The organism is Paenibacillus sp. NPDC058898, from assembly GCF_049316025.1.
Taxonomy (GTDB): Bacteria; Bacillota; Bacilli; order Paenibacillales; family Paenibacillaceae; genus Paenibacillus_AQ.
Window position 1 is genome coordinate 386,077 of record NZ_JBMOSM010000004.1, and the last position, 18,452, is coordinate 404,528.

Below are 18,452 nucleotides of genomic sequence, written 5' to 3' on the forward strand. Positions count from 1 at the left end.
TTTAGAGAGTTAGGTCCATTGTCGAAAGATTTGGGGCTGTGGTATGATATGAGCAACCTTTACAGTGAAGCAGCAAATGGGGTGTCAAATTGGATAAGATAGGTAAGAACATTATCCTGATCGGGATGATGGGCACGGGCAAGTCAACCGTAGGGCGTCTTCTGGCAGAAACGCTCGGCTACACCCTGATCGATCTGGATGCGGAAATTGAGAGGATGGAAGGCAGAACGATTTCCGAGATGTTTGAAGCGGATGGAGAGCCGTATTTTCGTGAGGCTGAATCTGTCGCACTGCGCAGGGTATTGCAACGGAAAGGCATTGTTGTAGCGTCCGGCGGAGGGGCTGTGCTTCGTTCCGAGAATTGTGACCAGATGAAACGAGATGGCTGGGTCGTCGCTCTAACAGCGGATGCTGCTAGCATCGTCGAACGGGTACGGGGTGATGCCAATCGGCCGCTGCTTGCGGGTGATGTCGAAGATAGAGTTCGGCGTATCCTGGATGAACGAAAGGACAAATACCTCTTTGCGGATGTCATAGTGGATACAGTTGGCCGATCTGCAGGGGAAGTGGCGACTGACATTTTAACGCATTACCGCGGCTAAGATGGTCAGCGAACGGGTTTGGCGTGATGATTTTGAATCAGTCTCTATGGGTGAATCTGGGGATCGCATTCGGATTGGAATAAGCAAAAAAAGGCGGGGATAACGATCATCCCTCACCTTTCATAGCTGGTTTATTCTTCATCGTCATGCCACTGAAGCATGCCGCCCTTCATATTGATTATATTAGTCAAGCCTTGGTGATTCAAAAATTCGCATACGTGTTGACTGCGTCCGCCGCTGCGGCAGATGAAGACAACCTCTTGATCGCGTGGAATTTCGTCCAGGCGATTCGGGATCTCGCCCATCGGAATATGCTTGGCACCGCTGATCATGCCGGCGGCAACTTCCTCATCCTCGCGGACATCAATCATGTATACATTTTCGCCGTTTTGAAGCCGGCTTCTAAGCTCCGTTGTTTCCATTTGAGGGATCGGTTTCATCATATAGACCTCTTTTCTGATAATAAATGATTAAGATCGTAACGATCTGTATTTCCAGTTCACATGAACTATGATAACCAAGCGGTTCTTTCCCTGTCAATTTATCCTAAGGGAGATTTCAAGGTTGGTTTATCGTAACATAATATATACAAGGAGAGATACATACGATGGATGTAATCGTCAAGCCTACGCCTATACTAAACGGAGAGATTGGAGCGTTATCCTCCAAGAACTATACAACCCGTTACCTGCTGGTGGCTGCACTTGCGGAAGGAACAAGCACGATCTATTACCCAGCTCATAGCGAGGATAGCGATGCCATGAGACGCTGTATCCGGGATCTCGGAGCCGTGATCGAGGAGGACGAGGAGAAGGCGGTTATTACGGGCTTTGGCAAATCGCCCCGGGATGTGAAGGAGCTGAATGTCGGTAATGCCGGTGCCGTATTGCGTTTCCTGATGGGCGTTACGGCATTATCTAAAGAGGTTACTTTCGTCAATACCTATCCGGATTCACTGGGCAAACGTCCTCACGATGATCTCATTGAGACGCTTGGTCAATTGGGTGTGGAAGTGGAGCATAACGAAGGCAAACTGCCGATCACGATTCGTGGCGGTCAGCCTAAGGGCGGAAAGCTCACTGTTTCTGGCGAAGTGAGTTCGCAGTACTTAAGCGCATTGTTGTTCTTAACGCCACTGCTTGCTGAAGACAGCGAGATTACCGTTACCGGAGATTTGAAATCCAAGGTCGTTATCGGTCAGACCCTGGAAGTGCTGGAGCAGGCGGGCATTACCATTCATGCAGCGGACGATTATACATTCTTCCGGGTTCCTGGCGGTCAATCCTATGAAGCGAAGACCTATACGGTTCAAGGTGATTATCCGGGCTCTGCAGCCGTCCTGGCGGCGGCTGCGGTTACGCAGTCGGATGTAACCATCCGCAATCTGTCAGAGGACAGCAAGCAGGGAGAGCGGGCCATTATTGACGTCCTCCGGATGATGGAGGTTCCGCTCACACACGAGAACGGAAATGTCCATGTACAGGGCAATCGTACCCTGAAAGCATTGGAATTTGACGGAGATGCAGCGACGGATGCGGTGCTTGCTATGGTAGCGGCAGCTGTGTTTGCGGAAGGGACCTCCCGATTCTACAATGTGGAGAATCTCCGCTATAAGGAATGCGACCGGATTACGGATTATTTGAACGAATTGCGGAAAGCCGGAGCCAACGTTGAGGAACGCCAGGCAGAGATCATCGTTCACGGCCGTCCTGAAGGCGTCGAAGGTGGCGTTGAGATCAATGCCCATTATGATCATCGGGTGATCATGGCTCTGACGGTGGTCGGGCTTCGCGCAGATCAGCCGATCCGGATTAAGGACGCGCATCATGTGGCCAAGTCGTATCCGCAGTATTTTGATCATATGAAGGCGCTTGGTGCCAACGTAGAATGGGTAAAATAGAGGAATAGGCCAAGCTGCTCATCTATAACGAATGGAAAGGTGGTCATGAACCATGGCATTTGAAAATCCTACGCGCGAAGAAATCGCGGATATTTTGCGCAACGCAGGCAATATTGCTGTTGTCGGTCTGTCTGATCGGCCGGATCGTACATCCCATATGGTTTCTGCTGCGATGCAAAAGCGCGGGTACCGGATTATCCCGGTTAACCCTGGTGCAACAGAAATACTCGGGGAGAAAAGTTATCCATCCCTGAAGGACATTCCGGAGCCGATCCATATCGTTAATGTATTTAGACGCAGTGAATACTGTGCCGATGTGGCGCGGGAAGCTGCCGAGATTGGCGCCAAGGTGCTCTGGCTGCAGCAGGGAATTATCAGTGAAGAGGCGGCGGCCATCGCGGAGAAGAGCGACATGATCGCCATCATGGACCGCTGCATTAAGGTGGAGGATTCCATCGCTTTGGGCGGGCGTTAAGATTTAAATGGTGAATTGGAAGTATGGGCAAGCCTTATGTTAAAGCAGCCATGGCAGACTGGACACGATCCGTCTTGCCGAGGTATTGCTTGTGAGGCTTGCTTTTCTTTGTGGCATTTGCCCTGATTTCTTTTTGACAAAAACAGGCGCAGCGCTTACCATCAAGGATAGAAAGGAGGGCTCGCCTTGAATTGGTTGGGATCATTACAACAGCTGGGCAGAGCAGTTATGCTCCCTACAATGGCGCTTCCAGCGGCAGCTCTCCTGCTTAGCGTGGGAAGTCTGCCATGGTCGGCGTGGGGCTTCGGAACCTTGGGCGAGATTGCTCAGGCTGCGGGGCACGGCGTGTTTTATTACATGCCGTATTTATTTGCCATTGGTGTCGCGTGGGGACTTTCGAATCAGGGAGGACCCGCAGGGCTTGCCGCTCTGGCTGGCATGTTCATCTATGATCAGGTTATATCCCGTCTGGGAGACGGGAGTGTACAGCCCTCGACTTTGATTGGTATTATTTTTGGGGTAATGTCCGGTTACGTTTACAACCGGTTCAAACATATTAAGCTTCCCGAAGCGATACAGTTTTTTGGAGGCTCCCGATTTGTACTTTTATTCATGGGACTGTTCTCCACGATATTTGCATGGGTCATGCTGGGGATGGCCCCCATTGTACAGCGCGGATTAGATGTTTTTTATGATCTGACCGTACATATGGGGGCGTTCGGATTATTCCTTTACGGAATTTTGTACAGGGTGCTGACGGCATTCGGTCTGCATCACTTGTTGAATAACGTGTATTGGTTTCAGTTGGGATCGTACGAGACGGAAGACGGAACCGTCGTTCAAGGGGATCTGCCCCGATTCTTTGCGGGTGATCCAACAGCAGGCGACTTCATGGCCGGGTTATTCCCGATTATGATGTTTGCTCTGCCGGCGATTGCATTTGCCATTATTCAAGAAGCGCGTGAAGATTTGAAGCCGAAGGTAAAAAAAACGTTTATGCGGTCCGCGCTTGTCTGTTTTTTGACCGGGGTATCGGAGCAGATTGAATTCGCGTTCTTATTTGCGTCTCCTTATCTGTATGTGCTCCACGCCTTGATGGCCGGGTTCGCGATGGTGCTTACCTATGCATTTGATATTCATCACGGGTTCTCGTACTCGGCGGGATTTATCGATTACGTACTCAATTTTCACTTGTCCAAGAATGCCTGGATCATCATACCGATCGGGGCCGTATACGGCATCGTTTACTATTTTCTGTTCCGTTGGGCCATTCGCACCTTCGAAATCCCGACACCGGGACGTGAAGAAGGTTCGGCGCTGGAAGGCCGGGCAGGAGACATTCCCTATCAGGCACCGCTTATTCTGGAGGCGCTTGGGGGAAAAGACAACATCGTTCAGGTTCAATCCTGCATGACGCGTCTTCGATTAACCGTATATAATGACCGCCAGATTGATTCGGATGCACTGAAATTGCTCGGTTCAGCTGGTATCATCAAGCTGGGCGGCGGTAACGTTCAGGTGGTGTTCGGGACGTATTCCGAGCTCATCCGCGAAGAGATAAATAAGCTGATGCAGCAGGATTTGCCGCGCGTTCTGTTCAGCGCGCCCGTACAGGGACGCATGCTTCCTATTGACGAAGTGCCGGATGATATTTTTGCCGCCAAGCTTGTCGGTAACGGCGTGGCGTTCATTCCGGAAAAAGGAGAACTTGTATCTCCGGTATACGGCACCGTGATGCATGTCTATCCGACGATGCATGCCATTGGCATTTCAACGCCGGATGGACTCGAGGTATTGATTCATATCGGGATCGATACCTCTCAACTGAAAGGACCGTTTTCAGCTGTGGTAAGCGAAGGGGATACCGTTGAGCCGGGGCAATTGCTGGTCAAGTTCGATCTGGCTTATTTAAAGACACATGCCGCATCACTGGCCACACCTATGGTGATCACGAATCCCGATAAAGTAAGATCTTGGAGCTTTGCTCCATTCAAGTCCGTTAAGAGAGGACAGTCATCTGTCATGTCCGTCGTATTAAATGAGAGTAATGCTGGGGGTAGAGAATCATGATACAAGGCATTGGCGCAGCAACAGGCGTAGCGATTGGTAAGGCTTTCGTACTGCCTCACTGGGAGCTGGACCTTCCAGATTCCGAAATGGATGCTGTCGATTTAGCCAAAGAGTTCGAGCGCTTATATGAAGGCATACGAACCTCCAAGAATGAAATTGAATATATCAAGAACGAATTCAAGGAAATGGTGGGACATGAGGAGTCGCAGATCTTTGATGCGCATCTGGCCATACTGGAGGATCCCGTGTTCATGAACGAAATTCAAGGGATCATCGAGCGCCAGTACAAGGCTGCCGAGGTGGCGGTTAAAGAGGCGATCGATCATTTCGTATCCATGTTCGATTTGCTGGACGACGAGTATATGAAGGAGCGGGCGCTGGATATTAAGGATGTTGGCAATCGGCTGCTCAAGCATCTTCTCGGTGCTCCGGAAGTCAAACTTCCGGCTGATACGCAGCCTTATATTTTGGTTGCGAAGGAGCTCTCTCCGTCTCAGCTCGTGCACCTTAACCCTTCCCACGTTCTTGGCATTGTGACGATGACGGGTGGCAAGACCTCTCATTCGGCGATTATGGCCCGCGCTCTTGGCATACCGCTCGTATCCGGGATTGAGAACAAGCTGGATCATCCGATCCAGACCGGACAGCATTTAGTTGTGGATGGAGATGAAGGCTTGCTGTATTTGGAGCCTGACACGCTGATTGTGGAGCGTTATGAAGGGATCCGAGAGCAACAACGGAAAAAGAAAGAGCAGTTGCAGCTCCTGGCAACGGTTGATGCGGTTACGAAGGATGGAACATACTTTAATCTGGCCGCGAATATGAACTCCATAAAAGAAATGGAGATTGCGCTCAAGAACGGCGCGCAGGGAGTTGGATTGTTCCGGACGGAATTCTTATATATGGATCGCCACAACTTTCCTTCGGAAGAAGAGCAGTTTGAAGTGTATAAGCTGGTTGCCGAGAACGCAGGTCAGGCTTCGGTCGTGATCCGTACGCTGGACATTGGCGGCGATAAGCAGCTTGATTATTTCGGGCTGCCGGAAGAAGAAAACCCCTTCTTGGGGTATCGCGCCATTCGTATCAGTCTGGATCGCACAGAGCCGTTCCAGACCCAGCTGTCTGCTATTCTGAGGGCCAGTGCTTTCGGTAACGTCAAAATCATGTATCCGATGATATCCTCGGTAGAGGAAGTCAGGCAGGCTAATGCCGTGCTGCGGCGTGCGATGGCCGATTTGGACCAACGCGGCATAGCGTACGATCCGAACATTAAGGTTGGCATTATGATTGAGGTACCGGCAGCAGTCACCATTTCGGATTTGTTGGCAGAGGAGACCGATTTCTTTAGCATCGGGACCAATGATCTGGTTCAGTATGTGCTGGCGGTGGATCGCATGAATGAGCAGATTGCACACATGTACCATCCGTTTCATCCAGCGGTTTTGCGTATGCTACGGACGACGGTGGAGGCTGCGCATGAGGCAGGCATACCGGTCAGCGTGTGTGGAGAAATGGCAGGGGACGAGCGGGCGATTCCAATATGGCTGGAGCTTGGCGTTAAGGATCTAAGCATGTCTCCGCAATCCTTGCTTCGCGTGAAGCATCGCATCTTGAATACCAATGCGGCAGAAGCGAAGGGGGAGGCAGCGGATTGCTTCAAATTGCGTACCAGCGACGCTGTCGAAGAGCGCCTTAGCGCCTTTGCCGAACGCAGCAGTTATCTGAACGGAAAGAATGGTACGGACAGCACAGCCTCTTAAAAGGCTTCTAGGATAACGTTCCAATTTTTCATGTTTCTTTTTTGAGTGGACAAGCTATATTCATATAAAAAACAGCTGCCTATCTCACCAGGAGCACTTCTTGGTGAAATGAGCGGCTGTTTTTGTGTGGTGCAGGGGAGCTTTAGCCTTGCTGTGCCAGAGCATCGCAAAAGGCTTTGCCGTACGGCGGCAGATCCGGAGGACGGCGGGCGGAAATAATATGGCCATCGGTTACAACCGCTTCATCCTTCCAGATTGCACCGGCATTTTCCATGTCGTCCCGGATTCCCGGTGTGGAAGTCACCGTAATGCCGTCCAGGATTTTGGCAGAGATGAGCACCCATCCGGCGTGGCAGATCTGTCCGATCGGCTTTTTGTCCGCATTCATCTCTTTAACGAGTTGCAGCACTTTATCATAACGGCGCAGCTTGTCCGGCGCCCAGCCGCCCGGAACGAGAATTCCATCATAATCCTCGCTGTTCAGTTCTTCAAAGGAATACTCAGCTTGAGCGGGAACACCATATTTGCCTGTGTAAGTTTTTCCTTTTTCCAATCCGGCGAGATGGACTTCGGCCCCTTCTTCCCGGACTCGGTAAACGGGATACCATAGTTCCAGATCCTCAAATTCTTCGTCTACAAGCGCTATCACTCTTTTTCCAGCCAATCTCATGATCGATTTAGCCCCTTTCTCTGCAGATTTCTTGATATATCCGTAACATGATCGAATAGGTCTCTTAAGACTGTATTCATTGTAACAAATATGGACAGGGGTTTCATAGGAGCGACCAAAGAACAAACATTTGGAAACATATCTGGTAAATAAAGCATTATCACAAAATAGCAGGATTCTCTGGTATGATAGTCGAATAGAACTAGTTCAGGCGACAGATTTGTGACATAGGGCTGTTGGTATTAGATTACGTGATAGGATTTGGGGTGGGCATTTTGTTCAAAACCTGCAACTGCGGACAATGGATGAAGTTGGAATTAAGGAAGCTGATTCATGAAAGAAAGACTCGAATATGTCATGTTCCTGTTTATGCCTGTCAGTCTTGTATGAAGTATGAGCTTCTACCTCTTATTAAACCGGATTTACTTCGCTATCTCGCATCGATTAGCAATGAAACCGGACGAATACGCGTTTCGTTCGCAGATGTTAATGAGTCTGCATACGTACTTCGAGAAGTGTTCCGTACATACGATGATAATTTGTCGGTAGAATGGCAGGCACGCTGCATGGAAGTTTTTGATGAGCGAATTAATATGCTGTTGGATCTATTTCGTTATGCCCAGAGCATGGGCGACGGTGACTGGATGAGACAAATTGAGGGACGTCTTGAGCAATTAAGCACCATCAAATCTCTCATTCCTGAAAATTCGGGCAATTATGCAAGATAATTTTCAGAAAATTTTCGCGGTTGTTGGATTTTTCACGCACTTTTTGTTAGGATAGAGGATAGGAACTTCAATACAATGAAGGGGATGTATATCCTATGGCGACGTTGACGAAAATGACTACTATAGAAGAGTTACGCAACACGCTTGAATCTTCGGAGCAGAGGCCCTTGCTGTTGTTCAAACATAGTACCAGATGCCCAATTAGTGCCGGAGCTTATAAGGAAGTGCAAGCTTACCTTGAGGACCAGCCGAACGAGCGGATTGACTATGTATGGATCGATGTCATTGCCGACCGTCCGGTGTCGAGTCAGGCTGCGGAAACTCTAAGCATACAGCACGAATCGCCACAAGTTATTCTTGTAAAAGAAGGAGCGCCAGTCTGGCATACATCCCATTCCCATATTACGGCTGAAGCGCTGAAAGCTCAATTGGACGGCATCTAATGCCGTGTCGTTGCACAAAGCAGTAATTTGTCGTATCATAAATTCAATTGGTATTGAACGAATGAAAATCTATTGGCAATGGAGAGAAGGAATTTGACGGTAACCATTTACGATGTTGCGCGCGAAGCAGGCGTTTCCATGGCGACGGTATCACGGGTTGTAAACAATAACCCGAACGTTAAGCCTCAGACCCGGAAAAAAGTATACGAAGCGATTGAACGTTTAGGGTATCGTCCGAATGCGGTAGCCAGAGGTCTGGCCAGCAAGAAGACCACAACCGTCGGCGTTGTGATCCCTGATATTTCGAACTCGATCTTTGCGGAGATTGCCCGTGGTATTGAGGATATTGCTAACATGTACCACTATAATATAATTTTGTGTAATGCCGACAAACGTAAGGAAAAAGAAATCCGCGTTATCAACACCTTGCTTGAGAAGCAAGTGGACGGGCTGTTGTTTATGGGTGGAACGGTGACGGACGAGCATATCCAGGCGTTCCAGACATCGGCTGTGCCGATTGTTCTTTGTGCGACAAGTGATGAGAGAGGTTCTTATCCTTCGGTCGACATTGATCATGAACAAGCTGCGTTTGATGCGGTAAGCACACTGATCCGGCACGGGCATCGTGAGATTGCCATGATCAGCGGAACGCTGCAGGATCCGGCGAACGGTTATGCACGCTTCCAAGGCTACAAGAAGGCACTGGAGACAGCTGGCATTGAGTATCAAGAGGATCTGGTGCGGATTGGTAACTATCGCTACGAGTCCGGCGTGGAAGCGATGAAATACTTCCTGGGGCTTAAGAAGAAACCGACGGCTATTTTTGCTGCTACCGATGAGATGGCAATTGGCGCTATTCATAGCATTCAGGATGAAGGCTATAAAGTGCCGGATGATTTCTCTATTATCAGCGTTGATAATATCCGGATGGCATCAATGGTTCGTCCACAGCTGACAACGGTAGCTCAACCGATGTATGATCTGGGAGCAGTAGCTATGCGTTTGCTTACCAAGCTAATGAAGAAGGAGAATGTGGAGAATCCTCGCGTGATTCTACCGCATGAAACGATTCTTCGGCTTTCGGTTAGTCATGTGAACGAGTAAGAAGTGTGAATAAAAGCTGTTTAGACATCTATTGATTTGAAGAAAGCTCCTGATTTTAAGGGGCTTTTTTCTGGTGGGATTTATATGTGGTCTTGAATTCAGGAGGGATATCGGTATGACAACACAGGTTATCGGCCTAATCGGGGCCATGGACGAAGAAGTGGAATTGCTGCTCAGTCAACTGGAGAATAAAGAAACAGCAGTCCGTGCAGGAGTTACATATGCTTCAGGAACGATTCATGGCAAGAGAGTCGTTGTATGCAAGAGCGGGGTGGGTAAGGTGAATGCCGCGGTTACCACGCAAATCCTGATTGACACCTATGGCGTTTCCAAAATATTGTTTACCGGCGTAGCGGGTGCGCTGCATCCGGAGCTGAATATTGGCGATATCGTCATCTCTTCCTCCTGCATGCAGCACGATATGGATGTGACTCCGCTCGGCTTTGCGCGCGGTTTGATTCCGTATCAGGAAGTGTCTGATTTTCCTGCGGATCCGTCGTTGATCGAGCTGGCTGAGGAAGCGTGCAAAGAGCAGGCGGTGAATCATTACGTCATCGGGAAGGTTCTGTCCGGCGACCAGTTCATTGCCAGCCGTGAAACGGTACGGACGCTCTACGAGGATCTGAACGGGGCTTGCGCGGAAATGGAAGGTTCTGCTGTTGCCCAGGTGTGTTATATGAACAGCGTGCCATACGTGGTGATCAGATCCATGTCAGATAAGGCTGACGGCTCTGCCCATGTCAACTTCCCTGAGTTTACAGTGAAAGCTTCCAAGCGTTCACACGAAATCGTGAACTACATGCTAGGCAAAATCTAGCAACAAATTTGAGCAAGCAGTCGGTATGCATATTCAGTTATGCGCCCGCAGATAACAAACTCCCCTGTGGCAAATTCTCGGGGAGTTTGTTTTTTTGTTTATTTTATTGGGTATCGACTTAATACATAAACCGCTGTCTGAAACGGATACGATCGAATTGTTCTTGTGATGAAAGCGGTACGTGCCGCCCGATTCTGACCATAAGACAGTTGGCAGGATGGGAACAGATTTCCGGATCATCGGTTGCGTACCACTCCATATCCACGATTTTCATTAACCGTTCCATCATTTTGCGGTAATCCCATACGTTAAGGCCGCTTCCTTTAAGATCCCAATGCCAGTAGTACTCGGTCGTAAACACGATGTAACGCTCCATCTGTTCTTCTTCAAATGCTGTCTTGATCATCTGCTGCCCAAGTCCCAGAGAACGGTAGTCTTTTGCTACCTCGATGGCACCAAGTTCAATCAAATCTTCCATATTGCCCTCGGACCAGCGTTCCTGCTCATCCGGGTGATGAAATGTTACATATCCAACGATCATATCTTGGTCTCTCGTGATGATGATTCTGCCCTCGGGCAGGCCTGCAATTTCCACCAATGCCTCATGCTGCTCCGCAGGACGACGAAAAGCCTTGAGATCAGGGTGCATGGTTAGCTCGGATAGTTGCTCGGGAGGTACAGGTCCTTCGATGATCAGGCGGCGGTCTTCAGGGAACAAAACATGAGACAGGTATACCTTGCAGTGTTCCATCCGTTACGCTCCTTTCAATTCCATACCCTACTTATAGCAAAAAAATAAAAAAATGAAAAGCAATGACAGGCAAACAAGAGCTATGATATAATCTTTTCGACATAAAATCTTCACATTTATGTTGTACTTAACGATATGTTTCCTTGCGAATTCTAAGGGTTGATGACTCGATGACTGCGACAACGTGACGACCCACCGCAATGTGTAAAATGTATGTTTCATTCAATCATTTTGTAAGCGCTGTCCACTATGAGGAGACCGATTTGAGAATGAGGAGGATGTTATCATGAATCAAACGCATAGCGAAATATTGCCAAGTGAAGTTTCACATTCCAATATGAAGAGTTACGAGCAGGCACGCTCCGAGTTTTCATGGGACGAAATCGAGAGACATTTTACTTGGTATGAGACGGGCAAAGTAAATATGGCGTATGAAGCTATTGATCGTCATGTAGCAGAGGGGCGAGGAGACAAGGTAGCTCTCCTGTACAGTGACGCCAATCGCGAGGAATCTATTACTTATGCGCAGTTGAAAGAGAAATCTGACAAGTTCGGTAATGTACTCCGCAAATATGGTGTTGGCAAGGGTGATCGGGTATTTATCTTTATGCCGCGCGGCCCTGAGCTCTATGCCGGTTTGCTGGGCATTCTGAAGGTAGGCGCCGTGGTCGGCCCATTGTTCGAGGCGTTTATGGAAACGGCGGTAAAGGACCGTCTGGAGGACAGTGGTGCTGTTGCACTGATTACGACACCTGCACTGTTGTCACGTGTGAAGCGAGACGAGTTGCCTGAACTGAAGCATATTTTTGTTGTTGGAGAGATTGAGGAGGAGGACTCGCGGCTAGTAAGCTACCACGAGGAAGTAGAGGCTGCATCAAGTGAGCTGGAGATTGAATGGCTTGAGCGGGAAGATGGATTGATCATGCACTATACATCAGGCTCTACCGGGAAACCGAAGGGCGTGTATCACGTGCAGAATGCCATGATTCAGCATTATTATACGGGCAAGGTTGTTTTGGATTTAAGGGAAGATGATATATATTGGTGCACGGCGGACCCGGGTTGGGTAACCGGTACGTCCTATGGTATTTTTGCACCGTGGTTGAATGGGGTTACCAATGTCATTCGCGGAGGCCGTTTCAGTCCACAGGATTGGTACAGCACGTTGGTGAACAATAAGGTAACGGTATGGTACAGCGCTCCGACCGCTTTCCGCATGTTGATGGGTGCCGGTTCCGACCTTATCGACCAATATGATTTGAGCCATGTACGGCATATTTTATCTGTTGGTGAGCCGCTTAATCCCGAGGTGGTGCGTTGGGGACACAAGGCTTATAAGCAGCGTATCCATGACACATGGTGGATGACAGAGACCGGCGGACAGCTGATCTGTAATTACCCGGGCATGGCGATCAAGCCAGGATCCATGGGGCGTCCGGTGCCGGGCATTACAGCTAAGATTTTGGACGATCAGGGGAGAGAAGTGCCTCCGTACACGATGGGTAATTTGGCCATCAAGACACCTTGGCCGTCCATGATGAGAAAAATTTGGAACAACGAGGCGAAGTATGAAGAATACTTCCGAATTCCGGGCTGGTACATTTCAGGTGATTCGGCATATATGGATGAAGAAGGATACTTCTGGTTCCAGGGCAGAATAGACGATGTGATTAATTCGTCCGGTGAACGAATCGGACCGTTCGAAGTGGAGAGCAAGTTGGTTGAGCATCCCGCTGTCGCTGAAGCAGGCGTGATCGGTAAGCCTGATGTAACCCGTGGCGAGATCATAAAGGCCTTTATCTCCTTACGTGAGGGGTATACACCTACTCAGGAGCTCAAGGATGAAATCTACCGTTTCGTAAAGGAAGGACTTTCCGCTCATGCCGCACCTCGTGAAATTGAGTTTAAGGATAAACTTCCGAAGACGCGCTCTGGTAAGATCATGCGCCGCGTATTGAAAGCGTGGGAACTGGATCTTCCGACAGGCGATTTGTCCACGATTGAAGATTAAACCGTGATCAAGAACAGACTGACAATGGAGATGGTGACCACCATTTTCGTTGTCAGTCTTTTTTTAGAGAAAGTTTAAACTTCCGAGGTTAACCTTCTTATCTCGCAAGATGCAGTCTGTCCTCATGGAATATACGTAGAAGTACCTGCTTAACCTAAAAAATAAAGCCAGCCCTTCTAACAGATGATCTCTGTAGAGGGGCTGGCTTTTTAGTATACCAATCTATTTTTTCTCAAAATATACGGCCGGTGAAGCTGCAGATTCACCGATTGGATTTACGGCAGTTACTCTAAAGGTACCGCCGATTGGGTTACCCGAGGAGTAGTAGAACTCCGTGCTCTTGCTTGAGCCAAGAAGCTGGTAATTGCCATCACTGTTCGGACTGATGTAGATGTTGTAGACCATTACTTCTTCCTCTGGAGCATTGCCGCTCCAGGTGGCCTGGAAGCCCTCAGGGGTAGCCGCAAGGGTCGGCTGACCTGGTGCAGACGGTACGGTAGTAGCACCTTCATTCCCAAGTTCCAGGTCGTCATTGGGATCTCCCTCCGTGATGCCGTCACCAGGATTATCGATGTCGTCATCCGGATTCGTGTCGTTATCGCCTGGAACTTCGAATCCAGGTGCTGTACCGCCCACAATAGCGCTTGGTTCAGATGTTTTGCCGGCTACGTCAACGGCAACAACGTAATAGGAAGTAAACATTCCGTCAGCTCCAAGTCCTGAGAAGACAAGGCTCTCGTCGCCGAGCACCACCTGCCCTTGATGTGTAAACGGACTGCCGTTAACGGACTTAAAGAGCCGGTATCCGACAACATCAGGAGATCCACTGGCATTAAAGCTGATGGAGCCGCTGCCCATCGAATAATGTACGTTTTTCGGTGGGGTAGGGGCTTTGCCGTCATCTGTTCTAGGGTCAACCTTGCTTGGCATCCCTTTCTTCGCGTCCTGAGGAAGATAAGACTCCAGCGATCTCTTTTCACCTTTCATGACCTTCAAGGCGTTCTGCAGTTCTACAATCAGCTCATCAAGGGGCTTCTCACGCTTGATTACGATTTGTTCTCTCAACATATCCAAAGGCGTCGCTTCCTGTGGAATGTAATTTACACCCCGATAGGTGATGTATTTCGCTTTTGCGATACCGTCATCGCTTTCGGTAGGCACAAACTTCACATTAAACAGATCCGTTACGAATCTGTCCGTTAAGGCCGTCGGCAGCTTGCCGCTGTAAGCGGAAACCGTCTTGGACGTTATGCCCTCAGGTTTCTCGAACGTTTTGGTCGGGAACAGCTCCGGCTTCACGTCCGTTACTTCGTTCATGATTCTGGCCCAAATGGCCTGGGCGTGCTTGCGCTGGTCTCCGACGAGCGTATTTTTTTGTTCCTTATATCCGACCCATACGCCAAGCGTAACGTCAGGCGAGTATCCCATGAACCAGACATCCCCGTAGTTCTGGGTGGATCCGGTTTTACCAACAACCGGAACCTCATTGAATTTCTTGTACGTGTCTCGGACCTTGCTGCCTGTTCCGTTCGTAATGACGGTACGAAGCATATCCGTCATGAGATACGCGGTTTGTTCAGAGAATACCTGCTCCGGTTTTACTTCGTGTTTATAGACAATATTGCCTTTGGAATCCACGATTTTCTCAATCATGAAAGCGTCCGTGAATTTGCCTTGGTTGCCGATGGCACTGTATGCATTGGTGAGTTCTTCCACTGTCACCCCGTAATGCAGCCCCCCCAGTACACCGGTGGAAGCATTATAATCGTCTTCCTCCAAGGTAGTGATACCCAGCTTCTTGGAAAACTCCCAAGCCTTCTCGATGCCAACCGTGTTGTTAAACAACTTGAGCGCCACCGTATTGGTTGAATTGTTCAGTGCCTGTCTTGCCGTCATCAATCCCCTATACCCGCTGTACGAGTTTTTTGGAATATGGAACACTTTGCTGTAGTCCTTTAAGATGATCGGTGAATCGTCCACCACGCTGGCAGGCTGAATCGCCCCCGAATCGAGTGCCGGTAAATAGGCGGCAATAGGTTTCATGGCAGATCCAGGTTGTCGTTTCATTTGCGTAGCGTAGTTCATTTGTTCTGTGTTAAAATCCCTGCCCTCAATCATACCGAGAATGGCGCCGGTTTTGTTGTCGATCATCATCGCGGCGGTTTGCTCCATTCCTTTTTCCGCGCTGTCAGGCACGTAGTTGCTGTCATTCTCTGCGATGGAGCGCATGGTCTTGTATAATGTCCGGTCGATGGTGGTGTAAACACGGTAACCGCCGGTGCTGAGCTGAGCTCGGGATGCATCCATCAGATCGGAGTTCGCTTGCGTGCCTTTTGCGTTCTCTTCGGCTTCCTCGCTCAGCTTCATCAGGATATTCGATGCTTGGCGCTCTACTTCCATCATGAGATAAGGATAAGTCACATAGGCCTTCTGCGTGCGAGGAGCAAGCGATTTTTTGATATCGAATGCCTTGGCCTCTTCATACTCAGCTTGCGTTATTTTACCTTCTTCCAGCATGCTTCCCAGTACGCGGTGCTGGCGGTTTATTGCACGGTTGAATGATTTCTCGTCAAATTCCCCCTTGCCGTTAAAGGCAGAGTAGGAGGACGGTAGCTGCGGAAGACCTGCCAAATATGCAGCTTGAGCCACATTCAGATCATTCAGATTGTTAATGTTAAATATGCCTTTTGCCGCAGCCTTGATCCCGAACAGTTGGTATCCGCTGGAACCGTTACCGTAAGGAACCTTGTTCAAGTAGGCTGTTAAAATTTGGTCTTTACTCAAAAAGCGTTCCATCCGCATGGCCAGCAGCATTTCTTTGACCTTGCGGTTATCGGTTTTGTCGCGACTTAAAAAAGTGAGCCTGGCCAGCTGTTGCGTCAACGTGCTGCCGCCGGTTTGAACCGACTCGTTCAGCACGCGTTCCTTCACGGCGCGAGCGGTACCTTTTATGTCAACACCCTTATGTGTATAAAAACGGTTATCTTCTATGGATACGACGGCATCTTTCACAAGCTGGGGAATATCCTTGAATTCCACAGGTCGTCTGTCTTCTTCGGTTCTAAGCTGCCCGATCGGTGAGCCATCTGCGAAGTAGGCGAAGCCCGTTATAGCATTATCGTTCACCGTATTCTCGATGAGAGCCCTGGATCTTACCGGCTCATTCTCAACAATAGAGGTTACGTAGCCACCTATGGCTCCTCCGGCGAACAAAACGCCCATCAGACCTACCACAAAGAGCCATCCGATGACGGATCCGAGCACCCGCAGAAAGGACCGTTTACGCGGTTTCTTCTGTTTTTCAGGCTCTTGTTTTTTCTCCTCAACCATGAATGTATACTCCTCCTTTTAACGCACCTATTATAGCATAAATCGAAGGTTTTGAATCATGTGTCCCTACATAGCGTGTCCTTTTTTGAGGAAGATTGACTTTTTCGGGAAGCATATGATACAAATAATGCAAAGTTCATATCGTGAAAAGCTTTGAAGGACCCCAGTAGAAGGCGGAGCCTTTCGTTTCCAGAGAGTCGGTGGGTGGTGTAAACCGATAACGAGCCCCTTTGAATTACCGTCCGGAGCTGACCGGGGGAAACAGAGTCGTGCACCTGTACGGCTGTTACAGTAGTCCGGTTCCGGGATGACAACCCGTTATGGCAATGAAGTGAAAATCCGTTCCTGAGGCAACGGATTTTAATTAGGGTGGTAACGCGAGCGCTCCTACTCGTCCCTTGGGATGAGTAGGAGCTTTTTTGCGTTCAAAATTAAAGGGAGGTGTATGGAAACATGAAATGGGATGTGTTATCGAATGTCCAGCAGCAGGAAGTGGAACGCCAAATGGAGGTGATTTCCCGTGGAGCGGTGGAGATCATTCCGGAAGAAGAGATGAGGCAGAAGGTGATGACATCGGTCGTAACCGGCGAGCCGCTGCGCGTGAAGTTGGGAATGGACCCGTCAGCGCCTGATCTTCACGTCGGGCATACCGTCGTGCTGCAGAAGCTGCGTCAGTTCCAGGAACTCGGACATGAAGTACAGCTCATCATCGGGGACTTTACTGGCAGGATCGGAGATCCGACAGGCAAATCCGAGACGCGCAAGCAATTGTCAGAAGAGGATGTGAGGCGTCATGCGGAAACGTACAGGAAACAAATATACAAAGTATTGGATCCAGAAAAAACGAAGGTATACTATAACTCCGAGTGGCTTACGCCGATGACTTTTGCTGAAGTGGTCGGCTTATCGGCAAAGGTTACGGTGGCACGGATGCTGGAGCGCGATGATTTTACTAAACGTTACCAGGGCGGGCTTCCGATCAGCATCCACGAGTTCTTTTACCCGTTGATGCAGGGTATGGATTCTGTGGCGCTTAAGACCGATGTCGAGCTTGGGGGAACGGACCAGAAGTTTAACCTGCTGATGGGGCGGACCCTGCAGAAGGAGTATGGCACAGAGCCTCAAGTTGTGATCACGATGCCGCTTATCGAAGGACTTGACGGTATACAGAAGATGAGTAAGAGCTTGGGGAATTACATCGGTATCGATGAAGAGCCAAATGAGATTTACGGTAAATCCATGTCCGTTCCGGACGAACTTATGCTTAAGTACTTCGGCTTGGCCACCGATATGGCAGCTGAGGAGGTAACCAGACTGGAGAAGGGGCTTCGGGACGGAAGCGTTCATCCCCGGGATGCCAAGATGAGTCTCTCGCACACTCTCGTTCGGATGTATCATGGGGGGGTGGCTGCGGATGCCGCACAGCAGCATTTTGTGACCGTGTTCCAGCAGAAGGCACTTCCTGAAGACATTGAGGACTATATTGTACCCGAAGGAGAACTGGAGGAAGGAAAGATTACGCTTATCAAAATGCTGACACTGCTCGGTTTTGCCGCTTCCAATGGTGAGGCCAGACGCAGTATCCAGCAGGGGGCCGTAAAATGGAATGGAGAAAAGTGCAGCGACACCCACGGTGAAATCGCTCCTCAAGACGGGGATGTGGTTCAAGTAGGCAAGCGTAAATTTGCCAGATTGAAGTTTTCTTAAGATGATTGAACTTGCGGAGCATTCATTTCGATATTAAAAAAACCTGAAGGCCAAGGCCTTCAGGTTTTTTGGGTTCCGAGTTAA

15 protein-coding genes and 1 other annotated feature are annotated in these 18,452 nt (G+C 49.3%); of the genes, 11 read left to right on the plus strand and 4 right to left on the minus strand.

The features are described from left to right. The first annotated feature begins 89 nt into the window (after positions 1-89). A complete protein-coding gene (locus ACOZB4_RS13745) occupies positions 90-602 on the plus strand; it encodes a shikimate kinase (protein WP_256720386.1) in 513 nt (170 codons plus the stop codon). A 131-nt stretch (positions 603-733) separates the two neighbouring features. On the opposite strand, the gene ACOZB4_RS13750 is transcribed toward ACOZB4_RS13745, so the two are convergent. After that, positions 734-1,042 carry a rhodanese-like domain-containing protein gene (locus ACOZB4_RS13750; protein WP_179090581.1) on the minus strand — a complete coding sequence of 103 codons (309 nt, stop codon included), beginning with the start codon at positions 1,040-1,042 and terminating at the stop codon, positions 734-736. 167 nt (positions 1,043-1,209) lie between these two features. On the opposite strand from ACOZB4_RS13750, the gene aroA reads away from it, so the two are divergent. The 4 genes from aroA to ptsP all read left to right on the plus strand — a co-directional run bounded on the left by aroA (position 1,210) and on the right by ptsP (position 6,807). Then, on the plus strand, positions 1,210-2,502 hold the full coding sequence (gene aroA / locus ACOZB4_RS13755) for a 3-phosphoshikimate 1-carboxyvinyltransferase (RefSeq protein ID WP_379406497.1): 1,293 nt from the start codon (positions 1,210-1,212) through the stop codon (positions 2,500-2,502). 52 nt (positions 2,503-2,554) lie between these two features. After that, entirely contained in the window at positions 2,555-2,977 is a 423-nt protein-coding gene (locus ACOZB4_RS13760; RefSeq protein ID WP_339271988.1) for a CoA-binding protein, read from the plus strand. Positions 2,978-3,163: 186 nt separating this feature from the next. After that, positions 3,164-5,047: a glucose PTS transporter subunit IIA gene (locus ACOZB4_RS13765; RefSeq protein ID WP_076320700.1), complete on the plus strand. Its 1,884-nt coding sequence runs from the start codon at positions 3,164-3,166 to the stop codon at positions 5,045-5,047. Next, positions 5,044-6,807: a phosphoenolpyruvate--protein phosphotransferase gene (ptsP, locus tag ACOZB4_RS13770; protein WP_076320701.1), complete on the plus strand. Its 1,764-nt coding sequence runs from the start codon at positions 5,044-5,046 to the stop codon at positions 6,805-6,807. The genes ACOZB4_RS13765 and ptsP overlap by 4 nt, the downstream gene beginning before the upstream one ends. A gap of 142 nt (positions 6,808-6,949) precedes the next feature. Here ptsP and ACOZB4_RS13775 read toward each other — a convergent pair whose 3' ends face one another. Continuing rightward, entirely contained in the window at positions 6,950-7,477 is a 528-nt protein-coding gene (locus ACOZB4_RS13775; protein ID WP_379406496.1) for a type 1 glutamine amidotransferase domain-containing protein, read from the minus strand. A gap of 305 nt (positions 7,478-7,782) precedes the next feature. On the opposite strand from ACOZB4_RS13775, the gene ACOZB4_RS13780 reads away from it, so the two are divergent. From ACOZB4_RS13780 to ACOZB4_RS13795, 4 genes are all read left to right on the plus strand, one after another. Continuing rightward, positions 7,783-8,205: a hypothetical protein gene (locus ACOZB4_RS13780; protein ID WP_422759553.1), complete on the plus strand. Its 423-nt coding sequence runs from the start codon at positions 7,783-7,785 to the stop codon at positions 8,203-8,205. Between the two features lie 95 nt (positions 8,206-8,300). Further along, complete coding sequence (ytxJ, locus tag ACOZB4_RS13785; RefSeq protein ID WP_213645301.1) at positions 8,301-8,648, plus strand: bacillithiol system redox-active protein YtxJ; 348 nt, start codon at positions 8,301-8,303, stop codon at positions 8,646-8,648. Between the two features lie 93 nt (positions 8,649-8,741). Continuing rightward, positions 8,742-9,752 carry a catabolite control protein A gene (ccpA, locus tag ACOZB4_RS13790; protein ID WP_098742808.1) on the plus strand — a complete coding sequence of 337 codons (1,011 nt, stop codon included), beginning with the start codon at positions 8,742-8,744 and terminating at the stop codon, positions 9,750-9,752. A gap of 115 nt (positions 9,753-9,867) precedes the next feature. Next, a complete protein-coding gene (locus ACOZB4_RS13795; protein ID WP_379406494.1) occupies positions 9,868-10,569 on the plus strand; it encodes a 5'-methylthioadenosine/adenosylhomocysteine nucleosidase in 702 nt (233 codons plus the stop codon). Positions 10,570-10,687: 118 nt separating this feature from the next. On the opposite strand, the gene ACOZB4_RS13800 is transcribed toward ACOZB4_RS13795, so the two are convergent. Beyond that, positions 10,688-11,320: a GNAT family N-acetyltransferase gene (locus ACOZB4_RS13800; protein WP_076320706.1), complete on the minus strand. Its 633-nt coding sequence runs from the start codon at positions 11,318-11,320 to the stop codon at positions 10,688-10,690. Between the two features lie 286 nt (positions 11,321-11,606). Between ACOZB4_RS13800 and acsA the strand changes: the two genes are divergently transcribed. Then, entirely contained in the window at positions 11,607-13,331 is a 1,725-nt protein-coding gene (gene acsA, locus ACOZB4_RS13805; protein WP_076320707.1) for an acetate--CoA ligase, read from the plus strand. Positions 13,332-13,553: 222 nt separating this feature from the next. Here the strand turns inward: acsA and ACOZB4_RS13810 are convergent, their stop codons facing one another. Then, complete coding sequence (locus ACOZB4_RS13810) at positions 13,554-16,661, minus strand: transglycosylase domain-containing protein (RefSeq protein ID WP_379406493.1); 3,108 nt, start codon at positions 16,659-16,661, stop codon at positions 13,554-13,556. A gap of 144 nt (positions 16,662-16,805) precedes the next feature. Then, positions 16,806-17,063 (plus strand) — a binding site (T-box leader). Positions 17,064-17,114: 51 nt separating this feature from the next. On the opposite strand from ACOZB4_RS13810, the gene tyrS reads away from it, so the two are divergent. Continuing rightward, a complete protein-coding gene (tyrS, locus tag ACOZB4_RS13815) occupies positions 17,115-18,368 on the plus strand; it encodes a tyrosine--tRNA ligase (RefSeq protein WP_379406492.1) in 1,254 nt (417 codons plus the stop codon). Positions 18,369-18,452: the final 84 nt, after the last annotated feature.